The sequence below is a fragment of the Roseateles sp. L2-2 genome (genome assembly GCF_050613215.1).
Taxonomy (GTDB): Bacteria; Pseudomonadota; Gammaproteobacteria; order Burkholderiales; family Burkholderiaceae_C; genus Roseateles; species Roseateles noduli.
Genome location: NZ_CP192509.1, coordinates 3804854 through 3824275, shown reverse-complemented (window position 1 = coordinate 3824275; position 19422 = coordinate 3804854). Strand labels below are relative to the sequence as shown.

General features: G+C 71.0%; 15 protein-coding genes. All 15 read right to left on the bottom strand.

Features of this window, described 5'->3' with window-relative positions:
* Positions 1 to 17: 17 nt before the first annotated feature.
* Positions 18 to 284, bottom strand: a complete 267-nt coding sequence (locus ACQZ13_RS17110) for a hypothetical protein (protein ID WP_431046504.1) — start codon at positions 282 to 284, stop codon at positions 18 to 20.
* Between the two features lie 32 nt (positions 285 to 316).
* Positions 317 to 832: a hypothetical protein gene (locus ACQZ13_RS17105; protein ID WP_431046502.1), complete on the bottom strand. Its 516-nt coding sequence runs from the start codon at positions 830 to 832 to the stop codon at positions 317 to 319.
* On the bottom strand, positions 829 to 1380 hold the full coding sequence (locus ACQZ13_RS17100; protein ID WP_431046500.1) for a hypothetical protein: 552 nt from the start codon (positions 1378 to 1380) through the stop codon (positions 829 to 831). Before ACQZ13_RS17100 ends, ACQZ13_RS17105 begins: the two co-directional genes overlap by 4 nt.
* 157 nt (positions 1381 to 1537) lie before the next feature.
* Positions 1538 to 2161, bottom strand: coding sequence for a DUF4157 domain-containing protein (locus ACQZ13_RS17095; protein WP_431046498.1), 624 nt, complete (start codon positions 2159 to 2161; stop codon positions 1538 to 1540).
* Between the two features lie 68 nt (positions 2162 to 2229).
* Positions 2230 to 5094 (bottom strand): putative Ig domain-containing protein, encoded by a 2865-nt coding sequence (locus tag ACQZ13_RS17090; protein ID WP_431046496.1) that lies wholly within the window; start codon positions 5092 to 5094, stop codon positions 2230 to 2232.
* Between the two features lie 5 nt (positions 5095 to 5099).
* Positions 5100 to 6491, bottom strand: a complete 1392-nt coding sequence (locus ACQZ13_RS17085; protein WP_431046494.1) for an ATP-binding protein — start codon at positions 6489 to 6491, stop codon at positions 5100 to 5102.
* The gene (locus tag ACQZ13_RS17080) at positions 6475 to 8469 is read right to left on the bottom strand and encodes a contractile injection system tape measure protein (protein WP_431046492.1); all 1995 of its coding nucleotides are present in this window, start codon (positions 8467 to 8469) and stop codon (positions 6475 to 6477) included. The genes ACQZ13_RS17085 and ACQZ13_RS17080 overlap by 17 nt, the downstream gene beginning before the upstream one ends.
* Positions 8462 to 11122 carry a hypothetical protein gene (locus ACQZ13_RS17075; RefSeq protein ID WP_431046490.1) on the bottom strand — a complete coding sequence of 887 codons (2661 nt, stop codon included), beginning with the start codon at positions 11120 to 11122 and terminating at the stop codon, positions 8462 to 8464. Before ACQZ13_RS17075 ends, ACQZ13_RS17080 begins: the two co-directional genes overlap by 8 nt.
* Positions 11119 to 11919, bottom strand: a complete 801-nt coding sequence (locus ACQZ13_RS17070) for a hypothetical protein (protein ID WP_431046488.1) — start codon at positions 11917 to 11919, stop codon at positions 11119 to 11121. Before ACQZ13_RS17070 ends, ACQZ13_RS17075 begins: the two co-directional genes overlap by 4 nt.
* Entirely contained in the window at positions 11916 to 15899 is a 3984-nt protein-coding gene (locus ACQZ13_RS17065) for a hypothetical protein (protein WP_431046486.1), read from the bottom strand. The genes ACQZ13_RS17070 and ACQZ13_RS17065 overlap by 4 nt, the downstream gene beginning before the upstream one ends.
* On the bottom strand, positions 15896 to 16396 hold the full coding sequence (locus ACQZ13_RS17060; RefSeq protein ID WP_431046484.1) for a GPW/gp25 family protein: 501 nt from the start codon (positions 16394 to 16396) through the stop codon (positions 15896 to 15898). The genes ACQZ13_RS17065 and ACQZ13_RS17060 overlap by 4 nt, the downstream gene beginning before the upstream one ends.
* A 1-nt stretch (position 16397) precedes the next feature.
* Positions 16398 to 16697, bottom strand: a complete 300-nt coding sequence (locus ACQZ13_RS17055; RefSeq protein ID WP_431046482.1) for a PAAR domain-containing protein — start codon at positions 16695 to 16697, stop codon at positions 16398 to 16400.
* 13 nt (positions 16698 to 16710) lie between these two features.
* Positions 16711 to 18504, bottom strand: coding sequence for a type VI secretion system tip protein VgrG (gene vgrG / locus ACQZ13_RS17050; protein ID WP_431046480.1), 1794 nt, complete (start codon positions 18502 to 18504; stop codon positions 16711 to 16713).
* Position 18505: 1 nt separating this feature from the next.
* Positions 18506 to 19219, bottom strand: a complete 714-nt coding sequence (locus ACQZ13_RS17045; RefSeq protein WP_431046478.1) for a CIS tube protein — start codon at positions 19217 to 19219, stop codon at positions 18506 to 18508.
* A 1-nt stretch (position 19220) separates the two neighbouring features.
* Complete coding sequence (locus ACQZ13_RS17040; RefSeq protein ID WP_431046476.1) at positions 19221 to 19388, bottom strand: DUF5908 family protein; 168 nt, start codon at positions 19386 to 19388, stop codon at positions 19221 to 19223.
* Between the last annotated feature and the right edge of the window lie 34 nt (positions 19389 to 19422).

The following is a 19422-nucleotide window of genomic DNA, read 5'->3' as shown; positions in this document are numbered from 1 at the left end:
AGACTGCAAGCGTCATCTCAGGACTTCATTGCTTCGATCTGTCGCCGAAGCGACCGAATCTCTGCGATCAACATCGGAATGGCTTGCCGCGAGGCTGCGATGAAGTCCAGGTCTTCAACCGTTGCACCGCTCAACTCAAAGTCATCGCCACGTCCGGCACCCGAGCCGGTCATGATGAAGCTGCTGCCGGATTGATGATCGCGTCCTTCAACATGGGATGACCACGGTCCAGGTTGAGCAGCGGCAGCCAATGCCTCAAGAGAAGCCAGATCGGTTTCGGTCATTCACACTCCATGATCGCTGGCGCTGGGATTCTTCACCGTTTCCATCGGCCGAGAGCCTCTTCCAAAGCCTCGATGCAGATCCGGACGCACGACTGATCGACAACAAACGACCACCTAGTCTCCATCGTTGTTCCGTCGCGATAGCAGATCATGAAAGCAGGCTTCTCCGAGTTGAATATCAGGCTCGGATCCTCGCCTACGGAGACCGACAAGCTCTGAGCTCCGCGAGCCTGGCTCCCCAACTGAACGGCGAAGTGGGCGCGCTCGTGTTCCCACCTGAGCAACTGCGCATGGAACGCCTTCAACGCGTGGACATCGACGAGGATCTGCTTGAAGCAGATCAAGAGATCGTCGACAACGTCAGCATCCGTCGCAGATCGATCGCGTTGCCAGAATGCGCCCTCCATCGTCAGACTGCAGAGCAGCGTCGACTCCACGGGCTCAGCGTCGACCGTCGTCTGGAATGACACACGATGTCGCCCGCTATTCGAGGTCATGGTCCAGACAAGTTGATTCAGATCATCGGAGACGGCACGCGATTCGGTCATGTCTGACTCTCGCCGTCCGGATGCATCGGACAGCGCGCATGGCCATCCTTGCCGACGCTCCAGCCCGCTTCGAGCGCCCGACTTGCCATTCGATCCGCCCATGGTTCAACCGGATCGGAGGCGGGCTCTTCGAGCGTCGGTGCGAAGACCTGGCCGCACGATTCTGCCCCGCACTGGAGAAGCAATTCGCCGCGGACGATCTCCTGCAAGCGGGCCTGTCTCGTTGTCAACCGGACGGTCGGGTCGAAGTGCGCAAGCGTTTCGTAATCCGCCCAGCCGTTCGCCCCCTCCGCGACAACGATCCAACGTCGACGCAGCGCTGCGAATGCGGTCGTGTCCTGCGAGAGAAGTGATCGGAGCGCAGACCATGTGCGTTCCGGATCGTCGGTGGCTACGCTGACATTCCGCCAGCCTTCCCCGACCTCGGACTCCGTTTGCGCGGCCACGCCCATCTTCTCGATGGCGTGATGCACGACTTCGTGAATACCGTCGTCGCGCCCATTCGATTCGGGTTGAATCTGGATGATCAGGGTCCGCTGTTGCACCATGAGTTCGGCGATCGGGCTTCGTCGGCAGCGATGCTAGGCGACGGCTCCGAGCGAGTCCCTCGGGGGAACCCTGTCTTCCTGTTCCTTCACGGCCACCGATCCCGACGGCCACCGGCTGCGCGTGTTTTCGCCGGCCGCAAGCGGATGAACGGTCCGTTCAACCGTCCCGACCGAGGCTCAGCGCCTTGTCCCCCATCCGGTCGGCCTCCGCCTCCAGCCCGACGTCGTCATTGATGTCGACGCCCTGCATCTGCATCGTCGGCTGCACGCGGCCCTCGCGCTGCTGCACGACGTGCCAGGCCTCGTGCGGGAGGTGCGCCTCCTGACCCGGCCCGAGGTGGATGTCGTTCCCCTGCGCGTAGGCGAGTGCATTCAGTTGCGCCGGCTGCGACGAGTTGCGGTGCACCCGCACGTCCGACAGGTCCGTCCCGGACAGCGATTCGATGCCGGACTTCAGGCCGTCCGGCATGCCGGTGCGGTTCTCCTGGCGCTGCACCGGCGCGGCCTTGGCCTGCGCAGTGCCGAGCTCCTCCTCGTCGAGCTCGCCGCTCGCGCGCTGCGCGACCTTCGCCTGCGCGGTGCCCAGCTCGTCGTCATCGAGCGCGGCCTCGCGCTGCGCGACCGGCCCGAAGGCCGCATCGATGCGGCGCCGCTGCGCGAGCTGCCGCGGCGATCCATCCAGCACCGCGGAGAGATCTCCGCCTTCCTGTTCACGCCGCTGCAGCGGCGCGGCCGCGGGCGCGTGCTCGAACGCGCCGCCGTCGTGGGTCGAGTCCTTCATGGGTCGCTCCTCTCGTGATCGATCCGGGTTTGTCTTTCAAGGCCTCTTGCAGGCCCGCCGCCGCGCGCTCACGGCGCTTCCACCCGGGGCTTGAACGTGACGATCAGGCCGCCCACGATCAGCACCCCGATGATCACCACCAGCAAGGTGTTCCCCGTCCTCAACTGGTTGAGCGTCGGATCGCAGGAGAAGATCGCGCTGGCCACCGCCAGCGTCACCAGCGCCCCCGCCCACAGCACCAGCAGGATGACCTTGCCCATGCGCCGCACGCGGCAGTTCCAGCCGTAGAGCAGCAGCGTCGTGCCCACGATCACCAGCAGCGCCTCCAGCCCGAGCCGCAACGGCACCCGCATCGGACACAGCAGCTTGCAGAAGGCCGTGTCCTGGTCGAGGAAGGACCAGAAGCGGTCGTGCAGCTTCTCCAGCACGAGTTCGCCCGAACCCACCAAGGGGACCGGCACCGGCCAGAACGCCACGCCGCCGAAGGACCAGCCGATGTAGACCAGGTCCCTGTCCAGCGCCTCGCCCGCGGAAGGCGTCGGCTTGGCGACCTCGCCGCCCGTGTACACCAGCACCGGCATCACGCTGCCCAGCACCGCCATGCGGTCCGCGCCGTTCAGCTCGTCGGTGAAGTCCGTGCGGTTGCGCAGCTGCATCTTGTTGAGGTCAGAGCCCATGCCCAGCGGCGTCAGGAAACGCACCGTGATCGGCGAGTCGCCGCCGTACTCGTCCGTCGACTTGTAGGTGGCCGCCGCGGCCCCGCGCTCCTTGTAGTCGAGCTGCGAATCCTTGCCCCGCTTCTGTTCCGCCGACTGCATGATCGCCAGCAGGTTGCGGAAGCGGAACGCCGTCGCCGGCTCGCCCATCAGATGCTGGGGAATCACCAGGTTCAGGTGGAAGGCGCGCGGCTTGCGGGCCTGCATCAGCTTCACGACCGACTGCACGTAGTCGATGAAGAACGCCTCGAAGGCGGGATCGGCGGCCTCCGCATCCGTCGGCTCGAAGAACACCGTCACGCCGTCGTAGACGTGGGATTCGGCGCGCCAGCCCGGCGGCAGCAAGGCTTCGAGATCGCCCTGCCAGTCGGAGTGGCGCAGGTCCAACATCGCGCCGACCTGCGCCGCGCTGACCGCCAGCGTGTCCTTGCGCACCTGCTCGTCCTGATGCATCAGGGTCCGGAAGTCGCGCCGGTACAGCACCATGTCCAGTCCGACGCCGTACTGGTTGACGCGCCGGGCGAATCCGCCGCCCCGGCTGTCCCATCCGTCGGGACGCACGTAGGCGCCGTTGTTGCGCAGGATCGCGCCCATGTACTGCATCCGCGTGAACTTCTCGAAGCGCACCGGGATCGCCGCGTCGCTGCTGCCCTGCATCCAGTAGGGCAGGAAGCCGTACACGTCGGTGTCGATCTCGGGCAGGCTGCAGCCGCAGCCCTTGTCCGGCACGAGGTTCAAGGACCTGGCCTGCGCCATCGGGTGCGTCTCGCCGGCCGCGTCGGTGATCTCCTCCAGCAGGCCGGGAGGCATCAGCATGTCGAGGAAGGCAGTCACCGCCACGCTGCCCTGCGGCAGCATCACGTCTTTCGCGGCCTGCTTCAGCGCCTTGTGCTCCTTCTCCCGGGCCGTCTCGATCTGCCGCCTGATGGCCTCCGCCTGCCGTCGAGGTACGCCGGCCAGCAGCGACGGCGCCGACCGCGGCGGCGGGTCGCGGTCGCGCGCCGCCAGGTCGGTCTTGCGCGGGCAGCGCTGCAGCTGATCTTTGCCGAGCTCCAGCGAGATCTCCGCGACGTGGCGCAGGAAGTAGTCGCACTGCGTCGCCCGCACCGAGTCCTGGAAGACGCTGCGCGTCGGATGCTGCACGTCCTTCAAGGGCATCAGCATCTCGCGCAACTGGTCCAGCGTCGGCCCGACCACCGGCGGCGTCACGGCCATGGGCGCGGGGGGCGAGGCCCTCGCTTCCGAGGCGGCGTCGCCGCTGGCGGTCGCCACGGTCAGCGATTCGGCGGCCGAGGCCTCCGCGTTCTTGAAGATCTCGTCGAGCTTGGCCTGCGTGAGCACGTAGGTCATCGGCATCGGCGGATCGGCCGGCACGATGCGGCCGGTCTGGTCCTCGCTGATGGACGTCAACGGGTGGGGCGTCTTGCGTGTAAGGTCGGACGGGGCCGAGGCGGCCGAGGCGGCCGCGGAGGCCGGCCGGGCGGCCGGCGCAGGCTGCGGATCGACGACGCGGATCTCGTACAGCGCCTGCTCCAGGTTCCTCGTGCGCGAGGCGTCGGTGGCGGTGAGCAGGAAGCGGAAACTGCCGGTCTTCGTCGGCGTGCCGGCGAGCGCGCCGTCTTCCTCCACGAACATGCCCGGCGGCAGCTCGCCGTCGATGGCGATGCGATACGGGGGCTTGCCGCCGCGCACCAGATCGCGCGCCTTGTAGGCGCGATTCAGTCGCGCCGAGGGCAGGGGGACCGTCTGGTAGACCAGCCACATCGGGTCGCGACCGGGTGAGGACGCGGCAGACGACGCCGCGGGTGCAGGCAGGGCGGCCGACGCGATCGGCTGTTCCGGTCGGGGCGGCAGCGCGAGCGGCGTCGCGATGTAGACCGTCGCGTCGGACGCGGATGCCGACGCGGGCGCAGCGGCAGCGGCCGCCTTGCCGATCGCCTTCGCAGCGGAGGACGATGTCGGCGTGGCGGCCGACGCTGAGGGTCTCGCGGGAGACTGCGCGCTAGCGTGCAGGATCAGCAGCGCTCCTGCCAGCAGCACACCGCCGACGAACCAGCGCAGCCGCGCGCAGTTCCGGCAGGGCGACGACGCGCGCCGTCCTCGGGTCGCCGCCGTCGGTCGCACGTCCTCGGCGACTGCGGCGTCTTCGACGTCATCGGCCCATTCGTCGACGGACCCGCGTCGGCCCAGCAACTGGAAGAAGGAGCGTGTTCCCATGGCGGCTACACCGTGCGTCCTTCCTTGCGCAGTTCCTTGGCGATGCCGCGCCGCAGGTCCGCGGCCAGGATGCGATCCCGCCCCGCCTGCATCGCGTTGATCGCGCCGAAGCGCACCACGTTGGCGATCGCGCCGCCGGCCAGCTCGTGCCGCTCGGCGAAGTCGGCCAGATCGACGTCCGCGTCCAGCCGCCCGGTGTGCCGCACCATGCCTTCCCACAGGCGCAGGCGCTGCTCCGCATCGGGCATCGGGAAATACACCGCCGACTGGAAGCGCCGCGCGAAGGCGTCGTCGATGTTGCCCTTGAGGTTGCTCGCCAGGATGACCGTGCCGGGGAAGTCCTCGACCCGCTGCAGCAGGTAGGACACCTCCTGGTTGGCGTGGCGGTCGTTGCTGCTGGAGGTCGCGGTGCGCTTGCCGAAGAGCGCGTCCGCCTCGTCGAAGAACAGGATCCAGCGCCGGTGCTGCGCCTGGTCGAAGACCTGCGCGAGGTTCTTCTCCGTCTCGCCGATGTATTTGGAGACGACCATCGACAGGTCGATGCGGTAGACGTCCGCGCCGACCTTGTCGCCGATCAGCGTGGCGGTCAGGGTCTTGCCGGTCCCCGGCGGTCCGAAGAACAGGCAGCGGTAGCCGGGCTTGAGCGCCTTCTCCAGCTGCCAGTCGCGCATCAGCGTGTCGCCGTGGCGGGCCCAGGTGATGATGGCCTCGACTTCTTCCATCACGTCGGGGTCCAGCACCAGGTCGTTCCAGCCGAGCCTGGTCTCGATGAGCTTGGCGGGGAACTGCGTGCTGTAGTCGGGCTTGCGCGATTCGCCGGTGCACAGCAGGTCCAGCGTGTCGGCGCCCGCGAGCAGCGCGGAGCCGTACCAGGGCTCGCCCGGCGCCTCATGCGCGAGCCGCACCAGCCCCAGCCGGCGCAGCGGCGCCGTCTCGTCGAGCATCTGCCGCAGCGCGAAGCGGCGCGACAGGTCCTCGCCCGCGAGCAGGAAGGCCGCCGTCTCCACCGTCGGCAGGAAGCCGCCGTGGTGCCGGCCCTTCCAGCCGCCGAATTCGCAGAAGCCGCGGTCCAGGTTGCGGTTGCTGACGAAGAGGAGATCCATCAGCTGCGGCCGCAGGTGAGGCGCCAGCGCCAGCGCGAGCACCAGCCGCTCGGCGGGACCGAGCCCGCCTTCGCGGATCAGGCGCGCCAGGTCGTCGTCGGGAGTGGCCGACAGCGGCGGCGGTGAGGGGAGGTCGCCGCGATCCGTCGCGGTCCGCGGCGACGCCACCGCGGCGTCCTGCCCGAAGTGTCCGGCCAGGCGCTGCTGCAGCACGCGGTCCAGCCACTGCAGCTCGGCTTCCAAGGCCCGCGCGTTGGTCGTCGCGCGCGGCGACGGGTCAGCGCCAGTCCACATGAATCACCCTTTCCATCCACGGGTGCCGCAGCGTCGCGTAGCCCCACGGCAGTTGATCGATCAGCATGTCGAAGGGGCCCGGCTCGACCGAGAGCTGCCACGCCTCGTCGCGCAGTTCCAGCTGGCCGGCGCGGCGCAGGAAGGTCCCGCGCAGTCCGTCGATCGAGGTCGTGCCCAGGATCCGCCAGTGCTGGATCACCGCCCCGATGAGGCCCTCGATCGCCTCGCGCTCGGCGTCGGAAAGATCGATCAGGCGCGGCAGCGGCGCGTCCAGCGGCAGGCCGCAGAGCAGCTTGTTGAGCGCGAGCTCCGACTCCGGCGCGGCCGCATGGCCGCTCGCGAGCGCCTGCAGCAGCAGCGCGCCGCGCGATGCGGCCTCCGGGCCGACAAAGGCGCGGTCGTCGGCGAGACCGAGCATCGAGAACAGCCGCGGCAGGTACGGCGAGACCAGCACCAGGCCCGCGTTGCCGACCGGGATCTGATCGGTCGGAGGCTCCATGTCGGCGGCTGCGGCGGCTGCGGCGGCCGCTGCGGCGCTCGCCTCCTCCGGGGCACGCGGCGCGGCGGGCCCCTTGCGCCAGGGCAGACGCAGGACGTTCAACGCGGCCGACAGCACGGCCGTCGCCGCGCGCACGGCCCGGTCGAACCATCGCGCGGGCGGCTCGGAACCGGGCGACGCGTGGCGCTCCAGGTCCTCGCGGACCTCCGCTTCGTAGCGCGCAGGATCGAAGCTCGACGTCGGATGACGCACCGCGTGGCCGAGCGTCGCCTGCCAGAGCCGGCGGCGTCGCGCTTCGACGGTCGCGCTGTCGGCGGCCGACGGAGAAGGGCGCGTCGACGAATCGAAGCGCTTCGAAGCCTCTGATCCGAGTGCGCCAGCCAAGACGTCGTCGGGGACCTTGCCTTCCGCGACTGCGGCGATCCACGCGGCGACGGCCTGCGCCGCGGGTTCCGCCATCCACAGGCTGAGCAGGCGAGGCAGCAGCGGCTCGGGCAGCGCCTGCACCAGCCGCTCGCGCATCGTCGCGGTCTCGCCGACGCGCTGCAGCGTGGCGCGCAGCCAGTCGCGGTCCTCACGCAGCAGCGGCGCCCACGCATGCGAGAGGCCGCGCAGCGGATCGCTGCCGCTGGAGAACGCCGCGCCCGCATCCAGCGCCGCGAGCACCTGCGCGCGCAGCAGCATCAGCGCGGCGGGTCGTGGCGCGACCGCGTGGTCCATCGCCTGGCCCAGCACCGATTCCCACAGCGCCGCGCGCGTGCGCGGCGAGCGGCCGTCGCGCCGCGCCTGCGCGACGATGTCCAGCAGTCGCGCCGCCGCCGCCGGCTCGCCCGGCATGAAGGCGTGAACGAGCATGCTGAGCAGCTCCTCGTCGAATTGCGCAGCCAGCCGCTGAAGCAATGCCGCGCGGTCCGGCGCGGCGCGCCAGGCGGCGACCAGCGCGCCGGCGTCCTCGCGCAAGGCGTCCCGCGCGAGGATGACGGGATCGTCCCCGCGTCCCTGCCACGGCAGCCGTCCGTGTCGCAGGAAGTGCAGCAGCGCGTCGCGTCGCGCCTGCGGCCGGGTGCGCACGCGCAGCCCCGTCGCGCGGCCGGAGGCGCTGGTCGCGCCGGCACCGCGCAGGTCCTCCAGCACGCGGCGCAGGCGTTCGCGCAGCACGCGCGGCGCCTCGGTCTCCCACTCGGCGGCGGGCAGCTCGCCGAGATCGATCTCCAGCTCGTCCAGTCGCCAGTGCTCCTCGGGCGGGCAGCAGGCGTCGAAGACCTCGTCGATCACGCGCAGCAACGGCCCCTGCACGCAGGCGACCAGGCGCGCCTCGATGTCGCCCGGCATCATGCCGACGACGGGACTCGGCCCCGGGCCGTTGCCGTTGCCGTTGCCGTTGCCGTTGCCGCTGGCGAGCATCAGGCCAGCGCCGAAGTCCGCATCGAACGTCATGCGCTCGACGAGGTGCGAGGAGGCACGCTCGGCTTCACGCATGGCCTTGCACGACCGGCCCGTGGCCGTCGTCCTCTCCGCGGGATCCGTAGCCGCGACCGCTGCCGTTGCCGCCGCCAGGTGTCGAGTCGTCCTCGATACCCAGCCGTTCGATCACGCGGCAGGCGGTCTCGTCCGCCGTCGTCATCGCGCGCGCATCGTCCGGCGATCCGGCCCACGCGAGGCGAGCCTCCAGCCACGCCGAGTACGTGTCCTCGAAGCGCTGCATCGGCTCCGCGTCCAGCCACACGCAGCGCAGCGTCAGATGCGACGGACAGCTGATGCGCAGCGTCTCTTCCGCGAAGTTCCGGAAGGCCGGCTGCGACGTGCGCTGCGTCCACCCCGGCAGCACGACCGTCACCCGCAACTGGTGGAAGTTCTTCGACAACCCCAGCCGCGCATGCGACAGCGCGTCCTGCCGCAGCGGGCGCAGCAGCACGTGCTCGACGACGTGCATGCCTTCGCTCTCCTGGTCCAGGTGGCGCAGGTAGAGGCGCAGACTGGCGGCACCGCGGCGCGCGGCGGCGGCATCGGGGAACTCGCCCAGCAGCCACCAACGCTGGTCCTCGTCGGGCCCGAGGATGAGGCGACGTGCTTCGCCGCCACCGCCAATCCCCGCGTTCGAACCCGATCCCGAGCCCGGCATCAACCGGTAGCGCGAGCTGCGCTGCCCCGCGCGCAGCAGCCCGGCGGGGATCGGCAGCCGCAGCCAGGGCATGCGCTGCAGGTCCTCGCGCACCTGCGCGCGGTCGGTGGGCTGCACCGCGTGGCCGGCGGACGGCGCCAGCCGCACCGCGTCGTCCTGGCCGTCGAGCAGCCAGGGCTGATGCCCGGGGCCGGGCTTCGCCACGATCGTGAAACGCTGCTCCCGCAGCGCGCGCGTGAGCGGCCGGTCGTGCCATTGCTTGAAGCCCAGCAGCAGGCTGGCGCGCCGCTGCAGCCCGCCGCAGTTGTCCGCCGCGTCCCACGACGGCCGGCTCGGATCGAAGCCGCCGGCGCGGTCGCGCGTCAGCGGCACGATGTCGCGCAGCCAGGTGGCCTTGTTCTCCAGCAGCAGCGTCTCCGCCTCCTCGGGGCTGAGGTGCCCGAGGAACTGCCGCATCGAGTTCTGCGTGTAGGTCTCGCCGTGCAGCGCCAGCAGGTGGTCGAGCGCGCGGTTCTTGCGCCGCGTCGAGCGGTCGAAGGGCCGGTACACCGCGTCGGCCACGACCTGCGGCGACTGCGTGTAGAGCCGGTCAAGACCCGGCACCGCGTCGGCGCCTATCATCTGCGTCCACAGGCCCTGGCGCGCACCGGGCGTGACCGCGAAGAGGTCGCGCAGATGCTGCAGCTGCGCCAGGCCTTGCGCGATGGCCTGCTCCTGCATGACCAGGTAGGCCTTGAGCTGCTTGGCCCGCGCCTGCCGCTGCGGCGGCGCGGAGGAGGGCACGCCGTAGCGCCCCACGCCGTAGATCGCGGGCAGGTGGTCCTGCACCGACACATAGCCGTCCAGCCGCCGGTGCACGCCGCGCGGCAGCAGCTCGGCGGCCCGCGCGGCCTGCTCGGTGCTCCCGCGCGCCCGGTGCGAGCGGCCGGTGGCGCGCAGGTCCTCCAGCCGCCGGCGCAGATCGTTCCAGGCCACCGGCACCACGTTGCCGCGGCGCCGCACGCTGATCGTCGACGGCACGTCGCGGTCGGGCAGCCGCAGCGACAGCGCCCAGTCCGCGCCGCGCCATTCGACCGAGCCCGCCGTCGCCTCGCGGCCCTCGGCGCGCAGTGCGACCACGCGCGCGTCGACGACGCCGGGCACCGACAGCACCACCGTCGTCAGGTCGGAGAGGAACAGCCGCTCGGCGGCGTAGCCCGCCTCGGGTGCGGGCGCGTCCTCGATGAAGCCGTTGCGCAGCGCGGGACCGGTGTAGATGCGCTCCAGCGGATGGCCTTCGCGCAGCAGCTCGTCCAGCGTGCGCGAGACCGCCGCCCGCGCGATGTGGCGCGCGCAGCGGTCGTAGACCTCGGCCAGGATGTCGACGCCGTCGCGCGGTCCGGCGATGTCGATGTCGGCGTGCAGGTCGCAGGGCACGTCGCGCATGCGGACGATGTCGGGATGCAGGTCCTCGCCGAGGTTGCGGCGCTCGAAGTAGGCCGCGCGTGCCGCGGCGACGCGCTCGTCCGCGCTGTCGCCGGAGGATGCCGCGCCGCCGGACGCACTCCCGGTCGAGCTTCCCGCCGACCCCGCCGACCCCGACGATCCCGACGATCCTGCCGGATCGCGCGACAGCTGCAGCTGCAGCCGGTACAGACCCGTCCCCGGTTCCGGCACCAGCGTCGCGTCATCCAGACCGGGCGTCGCGTCGAGCAGGTGGCGCCGGTAGTCCGCCGGCGTCGTCGGCCGGCAGGGGAAGACCTCGGCGGGCGGATGCAGGGACAGGGCCTCGTAGTCGATGGCGCCGTCCGGACCGGTCAGATGGTCCGCGACCGGGAAGCCCGCGCGGTAGACGACGTCGGTGAGCCCGAAGCACAGCTGCTCCAGCATCGTGATGCCGGGGTCGTGCAGGTTATGGTCGGTCCAGATGCCGCCGCTGAGTTTCTGCAGCAGATCGATGCCGCGCGCGCGCAGGCCGTCGAAGCCGACGTCGCGCTCCTCGTCGGTGGTGGGCGACAGCTTGACCGTCACAGCGTGCCTCCCGTCATTTCCGGGTCGAACCACAGCTGCGACACGGAGGCCTGGATCACCTTGCCCTCGCCGTAGTCGCATTGCGTGCGGATCTGCAACCGGTAGCTGGCGCGCCGCCCGTGGCCGCCGGTCCAGCGCAGCTGGATGCGGTCGCAGCGACGGCCGTACCACGCATGCTGGCTGCGGATGCGCTTGCGCGGCGAGAGGAACTCCAGCCAGCCCGGCAGCGGGTTGTAGGTGTTCATCGCGATCGCATGCAGCATCGCGAAGCGGCCGCCTTCCTTCTGGCCGACGCCGGCCATCACCTCGAAGGCCTGGCAGCCGCCGAGCGGGCCGGTGAGGTCGTGCCACTCACCGTCGGCCTTGAGCGGCTGGCCGGTGTCGTCCTCGCGGCGCAGGTCGCCGAGCCGTCCCGACGACGCGACCACGCCCGCCACCTCCAGCGCCTGGCGCGGCCTGGCCGTGCCGATGCCGACGCGGCCTTCGGTGTCCAGCGCCAGCACCGGATCGCGCGTGCCGGCGGCGCGCGCGTCGCCGTGATGGAACAGCAGCTGGTCGCGGTCGCCGCCGTAGGCCATGGACCAGATCGCCTCGCGGCCGCTCTGCTCGCGGTAGAAGCTGACCAGCGCGTCGTGGCTGACCGGCGTGGAGACTTCCAGCCCGTTCTCCGGCGTCTTGCGGAAGCCCTCGTCGCTCATGTTGAGCATCGAGTCGATCAGGTCGCCGAAGTGGTCGCTGGTGGGCAGCCGCCCCTCCTGGAAGAACTGCTTGAGCGTGTCGCGGTTGCGGGTCGTCATGGCGCGCCCCTGCCGATCACGAAGGCGGGGCCGGCGGCCTGCCGGTCCGGACCTCCGCGGTCCGGGCCTCCAATCACGAAGGTGCTGCCGACCGCCAGCCGGTCGACGCCGGTCGCGCGGGGCGACACCGTCTCCGGAAAGCGGTCGACCGCGGTGAGGATGTGCTGCGGCATCGGCAGCGCGATGCTCCACGGCAGCCGCGCACGGGCATGCGCCGCGCCGGTGGCTGGGCGGTCGCCGTCCTGGCCGGGAGGCTCCGCACCGATCGGCATGCGGGCCGTGTCGGACAGCGTGTAGACGTCGCGGTCGTCGCAGGCGACGGTGATCAGCGACAGCTGCGTCACGAAGCTCACGCCCTCCAGCGCGCGCAGCCGGGCTTCGAGGTCCTCGCTGCGCACCAGCCAGTCGAAGCGCGCGCCGTAGCCGTCGTCGAACCACGGCGAGAGGTAGTGGACGATGGCCTCGTTGACGCGGCGCAGCGTCGCGCCCTCGTGCGCGCCGCGCGTCAGGCCGAGCGTGGCGCGCAGCTGCAGCCTGTCGTAAGCGGCGTTGCGGACCTGGAAGCGCGCGAAGGGCGAGCCGATCTCGCCCAGCGCCGCGGTCATGCGGGCGAGCTCCACCGCGTTGAAGCGCGGCGCGGCGCAGGCCAACGCGGGCAGGTTGCGCGGCAGCGTCGGGATCACGACCGCGGTCACGACGCCGCTGCCGTCGTCCGCCGGGATGCAGCGGGCCTTGAGCACGTCGGGGAAGCGCGAGAGCAGCAGCCGCTCGACGTCCCAGCCTACCGAAGCCCGACCCTTGTGCTGCAGCCGCTCGCCGGCGCGGGTGATCATGGCGCGCTCATCTTCCTCGCGCTGCAGGCTGAAGGAACGCCCCACCTGTGTCACCGAGGCCAGTCCCGGCAGCGTCGCCGACGAGCGCACGATGACGCCGTCGACCAGCGGCACCGGCGGCGCGGGCGGTGCGCTGCTGTTGCGGGGCGGCGGCGCGCCCGCGTCGCCCGGCATCTGCCGCCGCAGACGCAGGCCCTGCGTGCGCACGGACACGAGGCCGGCGAAGGTGTCGAAGGCCGAGCGCGCCGACAGCCGCAGCCAGTACAGGCCGGCCGGCATCACGGTGTGGTCGGTGCTCATGTCGCGCGGCAGGTCCAGCGTCACGATGCCGGAGGTGAGGCAGCCGTGCGTTGTGTCGCCCAGGACCCGCGACGGCGCCAGCGTGCGCCAGTCGTCGTTGGCCAGCGTGGCCCACTGCACGCTGCGCGGGCGGTCGCCGTTGAGCAGGCTGCGCGCCGACGATTCGCGCAGCTGGAACAGCAGCGTCAGCACGCCACCCGGGTCGCTGGACGCCAGGCCGATGTAGAGATTGCCGTCCGCGCCCAGGCGCGGCAGCAGGTCGTGCCCGCCGCCCGACATCGCCGAGTACAGCGTCTGCAGGCCGAAGGGGTGCAGGTGGAACAGCCGCTCGCCGTCGACACCCTCGGGTGGATCGTCGTCGCGGTCCAGCGCGATGATGCTGGCGGCCTCGTAGTTGAGCGAGATGCGCTCGATCACCGGCGTGTAGGGCGGATTGGGCAGCGGGCTCGGCCGCTTGGTGCGGGCGTTGGCGGCGACGGTGGCCGCCAGCTCGATCGGATAGGCCGCATGGCCGAAGGCCGCGCGCGGGCCGCTGAGCTGCAGCCGGCACAGGCCGTTGCGCGGGATGGGCATGGTCGACCAGTCTTCGTCGGTGGCGCGGCTGAGCTTGCGCACCGAGCCGGGATCGATCTCGATGTGCTGGGCGGCGACCAGCTCACCGGCCGGATTGGGCTCGGCGAACAGCGGCTGGCAGGCGGACCGGTTGGCGCAGGGCTGCCACTGGCTGTCGCGCAGCCAGGCGATCTCCGTGGTGAAGCGGCCCTGGCGCAGCTCCTTGCCCGCGGCGCCGCCGTAGCCGGCGTAGTGCGTGTCGAAGCCGCCGGGCTCCAGCGGCAGGCCGCCCCATTCGATGTCCAGCGACAGCCGATCCAGCGTCTTGCGCGCCGCCTCGGGCGAGCCGACGACCAGATAGGACGACAGGCCCGGCAGCGGACCGAAGGGCGAGAAGGCCTTGGACGCGTCGAGCCGGCCCAGGCCGTTGGCCAGGCGCACGTCGCGCACGCCGCGCACGCACACGCGCAGGTCGACCTCCGCCAGCGGCAGCCGCGCGAGCAGCGAGTACGGATAGAGCCGGCCCTGCGTCGCGACTTCCAGGCGCAGCACCGGCAGGCGCGTCGGCCATTCGACGCCGTGCACGGCGGGATCGCAGCCGGTGATGGCGGGCGTGTCGGCGCGCAGCCGGATCAGCAGCGACAGCCCCGCGCCGGCGGCGCGGTCGAGGCGGCTCTCCACGGTCCACCAGCCGGTCGCCGTGCTCAAGCTGAGGCGGAAGGCGCCCTGCAGCAGCCGATCGAAGATCAGCGCGCGGTTGGGCGACCCCGAGCCGTCGAACATCGTCGGCAGACCGGTGCCGAGCAGGCGATGCGCGGCGTTGCGCATCGAGACCCAGTCGGTGTCGCGCAGGTCCCGGTTGCCCGGGTCCTCGCTGTCCGGATCCTGCTTCGCGTCCCCGCCAGCCAGCAGCCACTGCGGCACCAGATCCCCGAAGGCATCGCGGAAGGCGTCGGCGGTCTTGGCGCGCAGCACCGCGTCGCGCAGCCCGCGCAGGTCGGGTGCGGCGCCGGACGAGGTCTGGCGCAGGATCACGCGGATCTCGCGCTCGCCCTCGCGCAGCAGGAGCAGCGGGGAGGCGATCGCCAGTCCGATGCGCGCGTCCTCGGCCCCCGCGCCGCCGGCCGCGCCGAAGAGCGGCCAGACGGTGCGACCGTCCGCCACCGGCTGAGCGACCTTGGCGCGGGTGACGTAGTTGAGGTCGCGCTCGGGCGCGATGAGGCGGTCCCGTTCCAGGCGCAGCGTGCGCAACGTCTCCACCCGCGCGTCGGTGACGGTCAACGGCCCGTCGCTGACGAAGCGCACCGGCCGGCCCGCCGCGTCCTTGCCCGCGTCGAAGGCGGTGCCCGGGGGCAGGAACACGTCGCCGGGCGCGCGCACGTCGCGCTGGCAGGCGAGATGGACGGTGTCCGCGCGCGACGGCGCGAGGTCGAAGCCCAGGCAGTCGCGGTAGTAGAACGCCGTGTGCCGGGCGGGGAAGCGGTTGACCTCGCGCTGCGCCGTCTCGCAGACCTTCAGGAAGGCGATCAGCAGCGCCGCCGCGGGCTCGTGGTTGGCCGTGGCGATGCTGTCGGGCAGCAGCTCGCGCGCCAGACCGCGCACGTCCTCCACCGCGCTGAGGAAAGCGAAGAAGCGCTCGCGCAGCCGTTCGCGGTCCTCGCGCTCGGCATCCGGATCGGCGGCCGGCTCCTGCGCGATCGTGCGGTGCCACATGCGCGAGAGCTCGCGCTCCACCGGACTCGGCGGGCGCGGCGCGGGCGCGCCCTTCGATCCGTCCGATCCATTCGATCCATTCGATCCATTCGATCCATTCGGCCCGTTGCCGGCGTCGGATCCCGCAGCCGCTTCGGGCCCCAGCAGGAACCGGCGTTCGACCCAGCGCAGGTCGGCCGCGAGCTGCTGGTCGACCAGCCGGTGGATGCGCTCGCGCAGCACGCGCGGTGCGGTGTCGTTGATGCCGGCCAGCGCGCGCCACCACAGGTCCAGCCAACCCGCCAGCGTGAGCACCTGGCGCGCCAGGTGCGGCAGCGGCGCGCTGTCCACCTCGCGCCCGAAATGCTGCTGCATCGGCCAGGGATCGACCGCCGCGATGCGCGCCATCACCAGCGTCGGATCGGTGGCGAACAGTGTGCTCCAGTCGCCGGCGTCGTGGTCGTCGAGGTCGATGAAGCGCAGATGCCGCGCCAGCTGCGCCGTCATCTCGACGCGCTGCTCGAAGTCCAGGTCGTCCGGACGGAAGTAGCCGGGGGCCAGGGCTTGCGGGAAGCGCTCGCGCTGTTCGGTGCCGGTGCTCATGCGGCCTGCCTCCCCGGTACGGCGCCGGCAGCGACCGCGCCGGCGGCGGTCGACGCGTCGCCCGCCGGTCGATCCGCCGGCCTGTCGAGCAGCACCTCACCCTCCCGCACGTAGAGCGGGAACACGAAGTTGTAGCGGCTGTTGCTGCTGCGCAGCGTGTAGTCGAGCCGGAGGCGCAGCACGCCGTCGTACAGCCCGGTGGTGTCGATGTCGATCGCGTTGAGCGCGATGCGCGCCTCGAAGAACAGGATGGCCTGCTGGATCAGGCTGCGGATCTCCGTCAGCGTGCTGTCGTTGATGGTCTCGAAGACCATGCGCCGCAACCCGCAGCCGTAGGTCGGATGCATGATGCGTTCGCCGGGCGCGGTGGTGAGCAGGATGCGCAGGCTCTCCTCGACGTCGGTGACGCCGGACACCATCACGCCGCCGCGGGTGCGGCGGTCGAAGGCGGGCGGGAAGGCCCAGCCGGCGCCGAGGAAGTCGTGTTCGGCGTCCATGTCAGCCTCCGATCATCACGGTCGGCAGCCCGATCGCGATGTTGCCGCCGTGGGCGGTGGTATCGCCGACGCGCGCCGCCGGCCGGCTGCCGATCATCACCGTCGCCGAGCCCTTGACGATCGCGTCCGGCGGGCCGACGCAGGTCGCGTTGTCGCCCACCACGGCCGCGGGCAGCGAGCCGATCAGCACCGTCGGCACGCCCGGGCCGATGACCGGCCCGCCGACGTGCGGGACGGGCGGCAGACCGGGCGTGACCATGGGGCAGACATGCAGGTCGGTGAGGCGGGCGGCGGGCGGCACGGCGTGTCCTTTCTCAATTGATCATGACCATCGCGCCCTTGACCACGGTCTGACCCGAGGCCGAGAGTTCCGCGGCGGCGTTGCCCTTGGCGGAGAAGGCCATCTGCGCCTCGCTGCTGACGTTCAGGCCTGTCGTCTTCACGTCGGCCTTGGACGTGATGGTCACGGCGCCGACCGCGTCCAGCTTGATCTGCCCCTTGGCGGTGACGGTGATGTCCTTGGGGCTGTCGAGCGCGATGCCCGAGGGACTGAGCTCGACCTTGTTGCCGTTCTGGTCCTGGAGCAGGATGGACTTGTCCTTGTCGCTCAGCACGATGCGGTTGTTGCCCGGCGTGGTGACGGTGATGACCTTGTCCTTCTCGTCGAACTCCAGCTTGTGCTTGCAGCGCGTGACGAAGGCCTTGGTGTCGTTGGGCGCGGCCAGCGCGTAGGGCGGCGTGCGGCTGCTGCTGTAGAGGCTGCCCAGGATGACCGGGTGCGAGGGGTCGCCGGCGAAGTAACCCAGCACGACCTCGTCGCCGACCTCGGGCAGGAAGAAGGCACCGAAGCCGCTGCTGGCGTGCGACTGCAGCAGCCGCGCCCAGACGCCTTCGGTCTCGGCCTGCAGCACCGGCACCTTGACCTGGATGCGCTGCTCGCCGGCGGGATCGGCGTCGAGCTTCATCACCACGCCGACCTGCAGTCCCGATACCGGCGGCAGCAGGCCGGCGGCGGGTTGCGCGGGCACGTCGGGCCGCGCGCTGAACCAGTCGGGATCGAGCCCGAAGTCCGCTTCCGTCGTCCAGGCGCCGTCCTCGATGTGGTGGCGCAGCCCGGTGATGTAGACCGAGCCGCTGAAGCGCTTGCCCACGCCCTGCAGGTCGATCAGCCCGCCGACCTTGGCCTTGGCGCTCCCCTGGAAGCTCAGCCGACCGCGCAACCGCGCCAGGCCGGACTTGAGCTGCTGCGCCTTGGCCCACTGCGTCAGCATGTCGCGCGACTGCGGCGCGCCGGCCTGCATCCGGTAGCTGGCCAGACCGATGACCTCGGACAAGGTGCTGGTGTCGAGGTCGCCCTGCACCGGCAGCGTAGCCGGATCGGCGGCGGTGCCTTCGAGCGCGGCCTGCGCCTTCGGATCCCAGGACACCGCCATCGCGCTGCCGTACTGGTGGCGCGCGTCGACGTCGCCCTCGAAGGAGATCAGGTCGATGCCGTAGGTCACCGACAGCGCGGCCTCGCCGGCGGCCTTGGGGGCGGCCACGGCCAGCGCGCCGTCGTTGACCAGCACCAGCATGCCGTTGGCGTCCGCCCGCGTCAGCAGGAAGTCCCAGTCGCTGCAGAAGTGCTGCACCAGCTCGGGATGCGTGATGGTGGTCGCCTCGACGTCGGCGGACAGTCCGTGCGCGCCGGCCAGCGTGCTCATGATGTCGCTGTCGAGCTGGTCGATGTAGTTCACGTTGCGACGGCCGACCGTCATCTTCACGGCCTTGTCGCGGCACTCGACGATCAGGCGCGCGTCGTTGTCGCCCTCGACGCGCAGGCCGTGGCGCACGACCAGGCCTTCGAAGATGGTCTCCTCCTGCAGCCCGTAGCCGGCCTGCACGGTCAGCGCGGCGCCGGGCTTGAAATGGGCCGCGTCGCTGAGCGGGAACTCGCGGTCCGGCATGTCGCCGTCGTTGAAGACCAGGCGGGCGCTGGGCACGGTGTTGGCGGCGCGGCGCACCGTCACCGACATGAGGTCGGCGCTTTCGGGCAGGCGCTCGCCGTCGACGAGCACGCTGAGCGACACGACGCCGACGCTGTCCTGGAGCGGGGAGACGCCCGGCATGTCACTGCCCCACCGGCGGGAACTTCAGCACCGTCCCGGGCGGGATGTTGCGGAAGTCCGTCAGGCCGTTGTAGCGCGCCACCTTCATGAAGGAGGAGGAGTCGCCGTAGATCTGCTCGCAGAGCGCGCCCAGCGAGTCGTTCTTCTTCATCGTCACGGTGCGCGTCAGGTCGGAGGTGCTGGCGCGGCTGGTGACGCGGCGTTCCTCCTCCTTGCTCATCGCGCCGACGAAGCTCATGTCGACCTTGGCGCGCAGCGGATCGCCGCCCGGCTTGAACAGCGTGTACTGCGTCTTGAGCGACTCCAGCCGGCCGAAGAAGATCAGCGTGCCCCAGAGCACGCGCACGTAGGGCGGCTCGGTGCGCAGGTCGATGTATTCGTAGACGACCTTGTTGAGCTGGGCGAGCTGGCCCTTCACGTCGGTCGGCTGGCCCGGCACGGGCGGGACCACGCCGGTGCTGTCCAGCACGATGGAGAAGTTGACGCGCTCGTCGTCGATGCTGGCGAACTTGGGCTCTACGCCGGGCGAGCCCTGCGACTTGGTCTTGTCGAAGCGGATGCCGAAGCTGTGGCTAAACTCGGACGGGTTGATCTGCGCCTGGAAGGTCACGTCCTTGTCGAGCTCGACCGTGCCGGTCTTGCTGAGGTTGTAGCGCGTGAGCAGCAGCCGGGTCAGCTGCGGCGAGGCGCCGTCGTCGGAGGCAGCGGTCGCCATCTCAGCGCTCCCGCTGCGCGCGCAGGCGCTCGGTCAGCCAGGTGCGGCACTCGGCGAGCAACTGTTCGCGCAGGCGCTGCAGGTCCCGCTGGGACATGGTCGGCGCGGGCGGCGCCGGGGCGGGCGTCACCTGCGAGCGGATCAGCAGTTGGCGGACTTCGATGGCCATGGTCGTGCTCGTGGTCGTGCTCGTGCGTTGGAAT

Excerpts from the sequence above, each read along its gene's own strand:
- ACQZ13_RS17110 (WP_431046504.1), bottom strand. The coding sequence starts at position 284 with ATGACCGAAACCGATCTGGCTTCTCTTGAGGCATTGGCTGCCGCTGCT.
- ACQZ13_RS17105 (WP_431046502.1), bottom strand. The coding sequence starts at position 832 with ATGACCGAATCGCGTGCCGTCTCCGATGATCTGAATCAACTTGTCTGG.
- ACQZ13_RS17100 (WP_431046500.1), bottom strand. The coding sequence starts at position 1,380 with ATGGTGCAACAGCGGACCCTGATCATCCAGATTCAACCCGAATCGAAT.
- ACQZ13_RS17095 (WP_431046498.1), bottom strand. The coding sequence starts at position 2,161 with ATGAAGGACTCGACCCACGACGGCGGCGCGTTCGAGCACGCGCCCGCG.
- ACQZ13_RS17090 (WP_431046496.1), bottom strand. The coding sequence starts at position 5,094 with ATGGGAACACGCTCCTTCTTCCAGTTGCTGGGCCGACGCGGGTCCGTC.
- ACQZ13_RS17085 (WP_431046494.1), bottom strand. The coding sequence starts at position 6,491 with ATGTGGACTGGCGCTGACCCGTCGCCGCGCGCGACGACCAACGCGCGG.
- ACQZ13_RS17080 (WP_431046492.1), bottom strand. The coding sequence starts at position 8,469 with ATGCGTGAAGCCGAGCGTGCCTCCTCGCACCTCGTCGAGCGCATGACG.
- ACQZ13_RS17070 (WP_431046488.1), bottom strand. The coding sequence starts at position 11,919 with ATGACGACCCGCAACCGCGACACGCTCAAGCAGTTCTTCCAGGAGGGG.
- ACQZ13_RS17065 (WP_431046486.1), bottom strand. The coding sequence starts at position 15,899 with ATGAGCACCGGCACCGAACAGCGCGAGCGCTTCCCGCAAGCCCTGGCC.
- ACQZ13_RS17060 (WP_431046484.1), bottom strand. The coding sequence starts at position 16,396 with ATGGACGCCGAACACGACTTCCTCGGCGCCGGCTGGGCCTTCCCGCCC.
- vgrG (WP_431046480.1), bottom strand. The coding sequence starts at position 18,504 with ATGCCGGGCGTCTCCCCGCTCCAGGACAGCGTCGGCGTCGTGTCGCTC.
- ACQZ13_RS17045 (WP_431046478.1), bottom strand. The coding sequence starts at position 19,219 with ATGGCGACCGCTGCCTCCGACGACGGCGCCTCGCCGCAGCTGACCCGG.
- ACQZ13_RS17040 (WP_431046476.1), bottom strand. The coding sequence starts at position 19,388 with ATGGCCATCGAAGTCCGCCAACTGCTGATCCGCTCGCAGGTGACGCCC.